Origin of the sequence: Nocardia transvalensis (assembly GCF_015477765.1) — a bacterium.
Lineage (GTDB): Bacteria > Actinomycetota > Actinomycetes > Mycobacteriales > Mycobacteriaceae > Nocardia > Nocardia transvalensis_A.
In genome coordinates, this window is sequence record NZ_JADLQQ010000014.1 from 79,515 (window position 1) to 90,954 (window position 11,440).

8 protein-coding genes are annotated in these 11,440 nt (G+C 64.9%); 1 reads left to right on the plus strand and 7 read right to left on the minus strand.

What is annotated here, in order from left to right; translation table 11 throughout:
• Positions 1-667: 667 nt before the first annotated feature.
• Positions 668-2,143: a pentapeptide repeat-containing protein gene (locus IU452_RS32955; RefSeq protein WP_195113146.1), complete on the plus strand. Its 1,476-nt coding sequence runs from the start codon at positions 668-670 to the stop codon at positions 2,141-2,143.
• Positions 2,144-2,528: 385 nt separating this feature from the next.
• On the opposite strand, the gene IU452_RS32960 is transcribed toward IU452_RS32955, so the two are convergent.
• The 7 genes from IU452_RS32960 to IU452_RS39350 form a co-directional block, all read right to left on the minus strand.
• Positions 2,529-3,329 (minus strand): hypothetical protein, encoded by an 801-nt coding sequence (locus IU452_RS32960; RefSeq protein WP_195113147.1) that lies wholly within the window; start codon positions 3,327-3,329, stop codon positions 2,529-2,531.
• Positions 3,326-3,577, minus strand: a complete 252-nt coding sequence (locus IU452_RS32965) for a hypothetical protein (protein WP_195113148.1) — start codon at positions 3,575-3,577, stop codon at positions 3,326-3,328. Before IU452_RS32965 ends, IU452_RS32960 begins: the two co-directional genes overlap by 4 nt.
• Positions 3,578-3,621: 44 nt before the next feature.
• Complete coding sequence (locus IU452_RS32970) at positions 3,622-4,578, minus strand: GH25 family lysozyme (protein ID WP_324192973.1); 957 nt, start codon at positions 4,576-4,578, stop codon at positions 3,622-3,624.
• A 73-nt stretch (positions 4,579-4,651) separates the two neighbouring features.
• Positions 4,652-5,245 (minus strand): phage gene 29 protein family protein, encoded by a 594-nt coding sequence (locus IU452_RS32975; RefSeq protein ID WP_195113149.1) that lies wholly within the window; start codon positions 5,243-5,245, stop codon positions 4,652-4,654.
• Positions 5,242-6,933, minus strand: coding sequence for a hypothetical protein (locus tag IU452_RS32980; protein ID WP_195113150.1), 1,692 nt, complete (start codon positions 6,931-6,933; stop codon positions 5,242-5,244). Before IU452_RS32980 ends, IU452_RS32975 begins: the two co-directional genes overlap by 4 nt.
• Positions 6,930-7,853: a hypothetical protein gene (locus IU452_RS32985; RefSeq protein ID WP_195113151.1), complete on the minus strand. Its 924-nt coding sequence runs from the start codon at positions 7,851-7,853 to the stop codon at positions 6,930-6,932. Before IU452_RS32985 ends, IU452_RS32980 begins: the two co-directional genes overlap by 4 nt.
• Positions 7,854-7,855: 2 nt before the next feature.
• A complete protein-coding gene (locus tag IU452_RS39350; RefSeq protein WP_195113152.1) occupies positions 7,856-11,431 on the minus strand; it encodes a transglycosylase SLT domain-containing protein in 3,576 nt (1,191 codons plus the stop codon).
• Positions 11,432-11,440: the final 9 nt, after the last annotated feature.

Consider the following 11,440-nt stretch of genomic DNA (forward strand, 5'->3'; position numbering starts at 1 on the left):
GCGGGGACAGGATTTGAACCTGCGACCTCTGGGTTATGACAGACCGCGATACAGACACGTTCGGACAGCTTCGGTTCCATAGTTCCACCAGCACAAACCCCCCGACGAGCTATGCGTTCCCGTGGCCCCGCATTCGGGCGTATTCGGACCAAAACATCCAGTAAACATCCACCAGAAAGATCCCCGTACCCACGTGACCGGCGTGCCGAGCCTGTCCCCGACCACTGCGATCCATGCCATCGGTGAACCAGCGGTCCCGCTCTACAGTGTCCGATGGTGGTAGAACATCAGCTTCTGTACCAACGCAATTCGGCCCGGCTCGCCTCTATTCTTTTCTGCATTTCTAGCAGTGTAAATAGCTTTAGGCTATTGAGTTCCCGATTCTGCCGCACCACAACGTATTCGGCTGAGTTCTGATGAAAAACCGGAGTAAATCCGGAGTTCCGCCTCGAACATGCACACCGTTGAATAGTGCCAACACATCGGCCGGGCCGGGATATCAGTAGGGATCGCTGACGGCCCCTGGGGGACGCTCTGCGACTGCCACAGATCGACCGCATGCTAGAGGAGACCCGTTGTCCACCGATCACTCTGGCGCTTCAGAGGTCGCACGACCGATTCCATGTTATCCACCGCATGTGCGCCAACCAGCAGTCAGAATCATTGAATGCTGCTGGAGTGGTTGCAGTCCCCACATCGCCGACGGACCATCCGCCGTCTCAAACAGGACATACCCTTCTTCGCGAGGTCAACAGTCACGCTTGCAGTCAAGGCCCCCCTGGTCGTGGCGATTGGGGCCGGACTGGCGTACTACGCCGAGCGTCGCTTCAACGTCCCCACGATCGGCGTCTATTTCGTGCTGGTCCCGCTCTGGCTCTTCTGGCCGAGACTCAGACGCTCCATACGGCGCCTTCTACGCAGGATGACGCTTCTGCCTGCCGTCCTCATCGCCGCAGCGGGCGGGGTCGCGGTCGCTTGGCTGTCGTGGTGGGGGCTGGAAAGGACCTTGCATCCCACCACCAAACCACCAGATCCGATCGATATCACCAAGCTCGCACTCACTATTGCTGGTGGCGTAGGCGCAATCGTTGCCCTTGTCGTCGCCTATCGTCGCCAACGCGACATCGAGCAGGGCAGGTTCGTCGAACGATTCGGTGCCGCAGCAGAACAGCTCGGCGCAAGCCAAGTCGCCGTCCGGATCGCGGGTGTGTATGCGATGACCGGAGTCGCAGACGAGTCAACCGGTTTGCAACGCCAGCAGTGCATCGACGTTCTCTGCGGGTACCTACGACTGCCGTACTCCCCGGATCGAGGATCCAATTACCAGACCAAACACATTCAAAAATCCAAGGCTATCGACATGGAAAGTTCGGAGACAGAGGATCATTTTGAGTATCTGCAAAATGACCGCGAAGTGCGACGTACTATACTCCATGTGATCGCCGATCATCTTCGCGGACATGAATTCAGTTGGTCTGAAAACTATTTCGACTTTCGCGCTGCGTACCTTGAAGGCGTCGACTTTTCATTCGCAGTATTCAAGGGTGAGGCAAAATTTGGTGGAGCTACTTTCGTTGGAGAAACCGATTTCAGGAGAGCTAAATTTCTAGGTGGTGTACAGTTTGACGAAGTGACATTCAACGGGCCGGTAAGCTTTAACTTCGCCGTGCTTGCAGAAGCTGGTTTTGGGAAAGCCACATTCAGTGACGTCGCCAAGTTCTGGGGAGTGAACTTCGATGGCGATGCAAATTTCGAACTGGCAAACTTCGCTACAGCTAAGTTTGTTGAGACCAACTTCTGGGGCTGTAGGACTAGCTTCGAAGGGTCGGTATTCGAAGGAGGTGCCGAATTCACGAAAGTGCTTTTCTGTGGCTACTCGGATTTCTCGGATGCCACCTTCAAGGATACGGCCTACTTCTATGTCTCATTCGATCATGGAACATTTCGCGGCGCTGACTTCGGCACGTGCAAGATCGACTTTACTCCTGTTCGGCGATGGGGGTCACCACAAATTAGTTTTGATTGGGATGAGGATCCGGCCTCCAAGCCTGCAAATGTCAAGCCCACGGACTGGTCACGAACTGGACTAAGGGTTCGTCGTCCTTTCGAAGACCCTTGGCGCTCTGGTTTGGATTTGTCTTGACACTACACAGAGGAGACTGTCTTGTGTAGGGTGAAGGGAAGCAATAGAAAAGGGGTTATTCTGTGAATTCATCTGAACTCTATGAGTTCCCCATATGTGGGTATTCATCTGAAGTATTGGAAGGGGTGGGAAAAGAACTATCTTCCATAGGGTACATGATAGTTGGAGAGCCCAAGGAGATTACCAATGCTCCTGATCCTTACTGGCTCATCCTTGTGCAGGGGCCTCTCACCTGGGTGGAAGAGGGTTCTCGGAGAATCACTGAAGTGGATGTGATCTGTCAGAAGCGCCCTGGGGTCATCCTCAGCGATTTCCGGCGCCTGTAAGGCTGGAGGCCAGGGGTGGTTTGGGCCCCTGGCCTCTCCTGTTCTCGGCAAGGCATGCTTCATCCGAGGAGGAACCAGGGCCACCAGTGGTTGGTGCCGACATGGGCTTTGCTGAGGAATGGTGGGGGTGTGGGCCAGCCGGGGCCGGGGCCACCTCCGTTGGTGCCGCGGCTCCAGTAGTAGGGGTGGCCGGGCTCGGTTCCGAGGGGTTGGTTGACGATCCAGCGCGGGATGGTGGCGAGTTTGTAGCCGCTGACGCCAACATAGTTGGCGAGGAAGCCGACAGCGTAGACGTCGCCCTGGCGGGCGCGCAGGGGCGGGATTTCGAACCGGTATTGGGTGGAGGCGGCGGTGAGCTGGCTTTTGATATCTCCGCTGGTCCAGTAGAGGGCGAGGTCCCCGGTGTCCTGGTTGAGGGTGTACACGCAGAGATGGACGTCGTGGATCAGCGTCCATCCGGATGGGCCGATGATGGTGCCAACCTGGCGGTATTCGCGGTCGCGGGTACACCTGATCATGCCGAGTTCGAGTGCGCCGGTGGCGGGTTGGTAGAACGGGGCCTCGTTGAGGACACCGTCCTTGTCGGGTTGGCGTGCGAGCAGGGCGAGGGGGAAGGTGGTGTCGTCGGTGGAGGTGAGGTTCACCCACAGCGGGATGTCGGTGGGGACCTCGTCGTAGGTGGGTCGGCGTTGGATGGGTTCGCGGACCTCGCGGCGGTGCACGTTCTGCGCTCCGGTGAACGCGCCGATAACGCCGGATTTGATGGCGGCTTTGGCTTCTTCGGCGGTTTGGTCTTGGAAGCGCCGGAACGCCCCGACGAGCCAGGAGCCGTCGGGGGTCGGCTTGTTCGGTGTGGTCATAGTTCGTTGTCGAGCCAGTCCGGAATCTCCGGGGCGGCAGGGGGTTTCACGCCGGGCACGTGCTGGCGTAGCTGGTCGGCGAGTTCGTCGCTGTGGCGCAATAGCTGCCGGATCAGCCGCAGCGCCTCACGAAACCGCTCGGTGTCGCTGCGATTTCGGCGTTCCAGCTCGCTGATGCGGGCGCGGAGTTTGCGGACCTCTCCGGCCTGGCGGGCGGTGACTGCGCCGATCACGGTCGCGATCGCCACCCCCACGGCCTGGACTAAGTCCGGATTGGGCCATCCCATTGCGGTCACTGCGCACGGTGGCGGCCCACGGAGGGGTCGGTGTCGAGCCGTTCGAGGACGGTCTGGATCTTGTCCTGCACCTGGCCGAGCAGGGCGGTGGCGGTGTCGATCTTGTCGTGCGCTGCGGCGATGGAGTCAACCACGGATTTGTTGTCGAGTTGGGTCCAGCCGGTGGGGGTGAGGTCGGGGCCGGGCTGGCGGCGGGAGTCGGGTCCGGCGAGCTGGTCGACCAGCCACCAGGCGTGCATGTCGATGCTGGCGAGGATTTCGGCGACGGTGACGGTGTTGCCGTCCTTGTTGACGAGGGTGTCGGTGAGCTGCATGTCGGGGTCCTTGTCTTTTCCGAACAGGCGGGCGACCTGGGTGCGGTCGCCGCGGATGGCGTTGACGTCGATGGCTTGACCGGCGACGGTGGCGGTGGAGGAGAACTGGAGGATGTCGATCTGCTTGCCGCCCATGGGCGTCCAGCCGGGGTGGTCGTCGCCGGGGTAGAGCGCCGACGCGTAGCCGGTGCCGGTGACGTAGTGGCTGTTCCAGATCCCGACCGGCAGCCCGGCCAGGTTCGGGGAGCCCATGTGGTCGCGCCAGTACCAGCGCGGCAGATACACCGGCAACAGCGGAAATCCGCGATCGGTGAGCGCATTCGCGCGGGCGAGTAAGTCGTCGAGGCTGGGGCTACCGTGGTGGTCTTCGTAGTCGAGCTGGATCGGCACGGTGGTGTCGCCGATGTAGGTCAGCGCGGCGTCGGCTTCGATGTCGGGGTGGGTGTCGGGGCGGCAGTAGATGTAGCCGCCCCAGCACTCGAAGTGCTCGGCCATCTGCTCACGCGCCCTCGGCCAGAACGGATCTCGCCAGGTGCCCTCGCAGATCTTGTGGGTGGCGAAGGTGAAGCCTTCGGCGGCCGCGGCCGCGAAGTCGAAAGCGCCCTGGTTGTTACTGACGTCGATACCGAACTCGGTCACGGATACTCCATTTCGGTGCGAGATACGCGAAATCACTTGGGGTGCAGACGCAACGCATCCACGCGCGTTGTGGTTATGCGCGCTGGTAGTGCGACAGGATCTGTGGCCGGGCCTTGCCGAGGTGTTGTTCGATGGCCAGGACGCGGTCGCGTTCGTCGGGGTCGGCGTCGCGCAGATACCTCAGGACGGCTTTGACGCTGCGGCGGGTCGGATCGAACGCCGGGGGCGGGGTGTTGTTGTCGGCGTCGGCTTCAACCGAGACCGGCGTGGTGACCGGCAGCGCGGGAGCGGGTTCGTCCGGGATGGTGCCGGTCAGCCCGAGTGCGGTGGCGAGCTGTTGACGCTGGGTCAGCGGTAGCGCGGCCACGAATTCCCGGACGTCGAAAACGTTTTCGGGGTCGGGGTCGTTGATGTCGACCCAGGTGCCGGGCGAGATCAGCCAGTGCGGGTCACCGGTGCGTGGTGGGCGGTATTTGATGGTCGGTTGTTCGACCGGGCGGGCTCCGCAGTCCCACAATCGGCGCGAGACCTGCCGGAGGTGCTCGATCGGCAGCAGCAGTGGCGCACCTTTCAAGCCGGGGAGCCCCACGAGCATCCACAGGAACGCTTCCTCCGGGTCGGTGGGGTCGCAGTTGTCGCGGGTCGGGAAATGCCCATCGGAACTCATGCCAGCACCCCCAAGTCGTGTACTCCTGAGATGAGGTCGGCGATCAGGTCCAGCGTGCGTTGGCCGCGGTCTTTGTTCTTGGTCGGATCACCGATGAGTGGCCGCCATTCCGGGAAAGTTTCCACGTCCCAGGCGAGGGTGAGTTCGCGGACGCGGTCGACACGGATGGTGTAGGTCTCATCGCCGGGCGCGGTGGCGCCGATGCGGTCGCCGAGGAACCAGTGCCCGTCCTCGCCGATCACGAAGGGTGCGCCGTCGCGGACGGTGATCTCGTGGGAGAACCACGCTTTGGTGTCCTGGAATCCCTTGCGCAGGGCCATCATCGCCGCGACCGTGTAGGCGCGGCCGGGTGAGGCGGAGAAGTATTCGAAGAACCTTGACCACCCGGAATTGCGTGCGCGCGCGTTGGATTCGGCCTTCATCCAGGCGAGCAGTGTCCCTTGGTAGAGGGGCCGCAGCATGGCGTCGGTGGCTCCGCCGACCGGCGGGACACCGATCATCGCCGCGATGAGATCACCGGCCATTTGGATCCCGGCGCTGATGGTGGCATCGACGCCGGGCATAGACGACCCACCCGTCACCACTTGGACCGCAGTGGCGGCGGTCTCGGTGAATGTGCTTGTCTCGATACCGGTTTCGGGTCCGTCGAAGTACACCGCGAACGGCATCGACGGATGCGTGCGGCGATGTCCGGGCACCTTGTAGTCGTCGGGCACGACCGGATCGGCGATGGGTTCTTCGATGGTGTCGATGAAGTCCTCGGAGAACTTCGCGACCGTGCGCAGCAGACCACCGAACGGTGTGCCGCCGTTGGAGGTGTCGCTGAAATAGCCGGAGGTGTTGACGATGTCGATGACGAGCACGCCGTGCCGCAAGCGCGGGGCGCCGGGCCATGGCGGTGGGTCGCCTTCGAGCCAGCGGCGGCAGCGCACCGACAGTTCGGCGTCTTCGAGGATGTCAGCGGCCATGTCGTGCCAGTACTTGAACCGCGAATGCGGTACCGCCCAGAGGGTTCCGGCAGCGAGGTCTTCGGCGAAGCTGGTCGGCGCGACGACCACGCTCCAGTTCGACATGTCCAGCCCGGACAACCAGGAGGCGGGGTCGAGCGGATCGTCTGGCAGCCCCCACCAGTTCTGCTGCTCGCGCATCACGTTCAGAAACAGCGGCAGCTTCAACGCCCACCGTGCGGGGCCGGGGACCGGCCCGAACACGCGCGGGATCTGAACACCTTCGGGGAGAAAGGGGTTGGACCAGATCAGATAGTGCTTGAGGTGCTGGTAGTCGTGGACGAACCGCAAGGTCAGTACCAGGGTGCCGTCGGCGCGGCGTTCGATCGAGTGGTCGTGCAATCGTCCGGACCAGCGGGAGCCGGGGGCTTTGTCGCAGGTGATGTGGATGTTGCGGCCTTCGCCGCGCTCGACGCGGGCTCGGGTGCGCCACACCCACTTCGACAGCGGATCGTCGAGGGGCAGTTCGATCAGGGCGGTGCCGGTGTCGTTGTCGACCCAGGTGAACTCGGCGCGGTACTCGGAGGCGACGATGCCGGCCAACCGCCAGTTCCCATCCCACAGCCGCACCAGCGGTTGGCTGCGGCGGCCGCGGTCGTCGGCGCGGTCGGCGTCGAGGGTGGCCTGCCAGATGGCGTCGCACTGCTCGGCCAGGCTCATCCCGTTCAGGTCGACGCTCATCGCCATCCCCACGGCCGCAGCCACAACCGCGGCTGATGCAGCTCGACTCGCGCGCCACCGGCGGGAGCGTCGGTGACCTTCACCGGCAGCAACGTCGGGGGCGTCTTGGGTGGGATGCGGTGCATGAAGTGCAGACCGCCCATGCGGCCGATCAGGTTGGTGCCGTGCAGATCTCGCACGTGCAGCTTGATCGGATCCAGGTCGATCCGTGCGCCGCCTTCGACATCGGTGAGCAGCGGCAGGGTGATGGTGCGGGTCGCGTAGGGGCCGCCGGGGGCGCGGTGGTGTTTCTTCCCTCGCCAGGAGACGTCGGGCAGGGTCCAGCGGCCGCGGGTGACCACCCATTTCTGCGCCATCTCCACATCGGTCGGGTTCGACACCTCGACGAACCCCTCCCCGCTGGCTTCTGTGGTTTCCCAGACGGTGACCTTCGGGGTCTCCTCCCACATCGGCTGGGGTGCGGTGACGGCCATGGGGACAACGGATTTGCGCAGGATGTGGGGGTCGCGTTCGGATTCCAGCTCGATGCTCTTGTCCAACGCGAGCCACAGCCAGCGGGTGGTGCGGTCGGTGCTGATCTGCATCTTCGTCAGCGTGGCGTCGGGATCCCAGGAGTCGGGTTCGTAGTCCCAGGCTTCGCGCCAGGCGGCGTCGCGGTCTTCCCAGTCCTCGGGGTCGCGGCCGTGGATGGTGACGGCGAAGGTGATGTCGCGCTTGAGGAACCGCTTGCCGAGATAGGTTGCGCCGCGCTGGAACGCCGAGGCTTTGTATCTGGTGGTGACTGGGGCGTCGTAGATGCCTTTCGGACTGGTCGCGAGTGTGATCGCGTCACGGTCGACGCCGGGCCCGTTGATGATCCACCGCGACCCGTCCACCCCGAAGATCTCCACCAGCACCGACTCCGGTTGCACCACTGGCATGTTCACCTCCTCGCGATGTGTTGCAGCGACCGCAGATCGGCGATCTGCTGAGCGCGGCGGAAGCCCTCGTCCACATCGCGGGTCTGCACCGTGATGTGCACGGAGTTGTCGACGTTCGACACCGGCCCTGCCGACGGGCTCGGGATGTCGGTCGGGGCGGGCGCAGGCGCGACCTGGTCCATCAGCTGCTGGAAGTCGGTGGCCCCGGCCGCGCGGGCGGCTTTGGTGGCCTCGAACATCTGATACGCGCGGGCGTAGTCGTCGAGTGCTCGCGCCCGCTCACCGGTGAGCAAGTTCGGTGCGCCGATCACCGCTAGGGCGTCATCGAGTTGCCCCGACCACGCCGCCTCACCGGCGCTCTGGAATGCGTCGGTGGCCTTGCGGCCCAAGGTGTCCCACGTGCCCAGGTCGAGGCCCGTTCGGACCGGGTCGTCGAGGCCGGGTTTCTGCTGCCCGGGTACCGGCTGGGCGAGGGAGTCGATGAATTCGCGGAACCAGCGCCATTGCTCGTTGGTGAGCACGGCCTCCGGCTTGCCCGAGGCGTTCCAGCCCAGCGTGCCCGAGGGCCAGATCCCTCCGGTGTCGTAGCCGACTCCGCGCCAGGCGGCTTCCAGGCTGGGGTAGGCCGCCTTGGAGTAGTTGATCGCGGCGACGATGTTCGCGAGGGGGTCGTAGATGTCGTCGGACAGGGTGGGGTCGCGGTAGCGATGGAAGGTGGGGTCGATGACCTGCATCAACCCCTTCGAGGGTGTGCCGCGTTGGGCGTTGGAGTCCCACAAGTTGATCGCGTACTGATCACCACCGGATTCGGTCTGCATCTGATACAGCAGCAAATCCACATACGACTCGGAAGTGTTGGTGCGCCGCAACGCCTCCAACGCGACCTCGCGCCACCGCTGTACCCCTTCCCCGGCCGCCAGGACCGGCCCCGACCGAGGATGGTCGACCGGCTGGGTTGCCGCGCGGCCGCCGATCACCCCGATCGCAGACTCGGCGACCTGATCGACCACCGCACGCGGCACCGCACCGATCCCGCCACCGAAATCCGGGATCGCGGAAGCGATTTCGCGCAACGGACGCACAAACAGCTCGGCGACTTTCTCACGCACGCGCGCGGTGACCGAGGCGAGCTTGTCGCCGACCCAATCGCCGATCGAGCCCAGCACGCCACCGCCGTCGCGGAAGCCCGGTAGCTGCCCGGCCAGCGCGGCCCGGCGCATCCGATACATCTGCGCGTGCCCACCGACGGCGTCGACCTCGGCAGCGGTCCACACATGTTCGTCACGCGACAGCAGCGCCGGAATCGAGTCCGACGTCCGCGACCCCGGCCCGCTCACTCGGCCCTCGGCTGGGCCGCCGCTGGCGCGTCGAGCGACCGGGATGAGCGGTACGTCGGCGGTCCACTCCGGCAACAGCGGCACCACGGTGCGGATGGCGTTCCACGCCGATTTGAACCCGCCATTCACCACATGTTCGATCACCCAGTTGATCGGCGCGGCCATCGTTTCCCGCAGCCCGTCCCACACCGCACCGATCGCTGCCACGATCTCGGTCACCCGCCGCCGCAGCGCATCGAGCGCGTCACCGAACCCGGCGAAATCCAGCACGGAGGATGACAAGGCGCCGGGCAGGTGCTCGGCCAGCCAGTCACGAATCGTGCTGAGCGCGTCGGGCACCTTGCGGAGCTGTTCGAGCAGCGTGAACAGCGCACCCTGCATGATGTTGATCCCGGTGACATCACGCACCAGGTCCAGAAACTCGTACAGCTTCTCGGCAGCGCGGCCGAGGAACACCGCCAGGCTGGCGAGGTTGGTAACCGTGGTCCGCACGTCATCCCAGAAACTCGCCATTGCCTGACGCCCCTCGGGCGAAGCCAGCCAGGCGCTGAACCGATCCAGGTTGCGGACCAGGGAATCGAGCATCGACTCCCCCGACGGCCGTGCCGACGTAACCAACACCGCAAGGGCTTGACCGACCGACTTCGCCAGCTCCCACATCTTGGCCAGCGCATCCAGCGAGCGCTGCAGGAAGTCCCGGAACCGCTGCTGCCCCTCGGGGCTTTCGGCCCAGGCGCGGAAGCTGGCCATCGTGTCGGCGAAACTCTTGCTCAGGCCGGGCAGGAATTCGCTGCCCACCCCGGCCAGCGACAACAGACCCTGGGCCAGGTCCCGGACGCCGTCGATCAGCGGGCCGATCGCGACCTCGGCGTTGCGGAAGATCTTGTCCAGCTTGTCCCCGGTCTCTGGCGTGGCCAGATCATCGAGCACGCGACGGATCCCGGCGTTGATCGTGGCGGCAATCGCGGCGAGCCCGTCTTGGACGCGGCCGAGCTGGGAATCGGCGAGCCGGACGACCGAATCGCCGAGCCCGTCGAACAGCGGCTCCTGTACCGCCATCCGGAAGCTGGTCCACGCTGCGGATAGGCCGCGGATTTTGGTGACGAAATCGGCGGCGGCAGGCGAGAGTTTGGCCATGGCCCGCTCGAACGCCTGCTGCGCCGGAGCGACCTGCGTGGTCGCGTCCGTGAGGGCGGTGCGGGCGTCGGCCAGCTGGCGTTCGCTGTCGGCCAGGCGCTCGCGTGCTGCGACGACCTGATCGTCGCCCTCGACGCCGGTGCGGGCCTTGGCGACTTGTTCGTCGATGTCGGCGCGGCGAGCGCGCACTTCGAGCAGGCGTTGTTCGGCGTCGGCGACGCGCTGGTTGGCGCGCGCATAGTCCAGCGGGTCGGTCGATTGCAGTTGTGCCCGATCGCGGCGTGCTTCGGCGATCGACAACAGGGCGTCGCCTTCGCTCAACGCCGCACCGCGGGCCTGAAGCTCCAAGTCCCGCAATCGTTTCGACGCATCAGCGTAGGCGCGGTTGAGATCCTTGCGGGCCTGCTCGACACCGCGGGTGGCCTGCTGCTCCCCGCGCTGAGCGGCGGCGATCGAGCGGGCGCGGGCCTCAGCATCTTGGCTGGCGGACTCTGACGCCTGCGCGGCCGCGATGAAGGCGTCCTTCACTCCGGTGACACCGACCGCGACCGCGGCGAAGCCCGCAGCGGCGGCGGTCGCCGCTGCCGGGAGCAGCGCGACGGTACCGGCCGCCTGGGCGGCAACCGCCATCAACGGGAACAACGCCCCGACGACCAGCCCGAGGATCGCTGCCTTCAACGCGCTGGCCGCGACGGAGGCGAACGTCATCGTCGACCCGAGCCCGGAGATCGACGCCCCGGCCGGAGACGCGCGACCACCGAGCTGCCCGAACAGCTGTGACAGCTGCTGTAACTGGGAGTGATCGGTATCGATGCGGACACCGATCCGGTGGCCACGAAACCGCGCGAGTTCGGCGTCGAGTCGGGCGGCGAACCCGGTCAGGTCCGGCGTGATTCGGACCCCGATGCCGACATCGCGCAGCGCGGCCAGACGAGCGCGCAGCTCAGCCGCGAACCCATCCAGGTTCGGCAGCACCCGCACCGGCAACGTGACACGGACCCGGTCGAGCTGGGTGCGCAGCCGGGTGACGAAATCGCGCGCTAATTCGGGGTAGACGGTCAGCCGGGACGAGCCCGCCGAATAGGCTTGCGCCACACCGCTCACCGCCCTCTC

Excerpts from the sequence above, each read along its gene's own strand:
- IU452_RS32955 (WP_195113146.1), top strand. The coding sequence starts at position 668 with ATGCTGCTGGAGTGGTTGCAGTCCCCACATCGCCGACGGACCATCCGC.
- IU452_RS32960 (WP_195113147.1), bottom strand. The coding sequence starts at position 3,329 with ATGACCACACCGAACAAGCCGACCCCCGACGGCTCCTGGCTCGTCGGG.
- IU452_RS32975 (WP_195113149.1), bottom strand. The coding sequence starts at position 5,245 with ATGAGTTCCGATGGGCATTTCCCGACCCGCGACAACTGCGACCCCACC.
- IU452_RS32980 (WP_195113150.1), bottom strand. The coding sequence starts at position 6,933 with ATGAGCGTCGACCTGAACGGGATGAGCCTGGCCGAGCAGTGCGACGCC.
- IU452_RS32985 (WP_195113151.1), bottom strand. The coding sequence starts at position 7,853 with ATGCCAGTGGTGCAACCGGAGTCGGTGCTGGTGGAGATCTTCGGGGTG.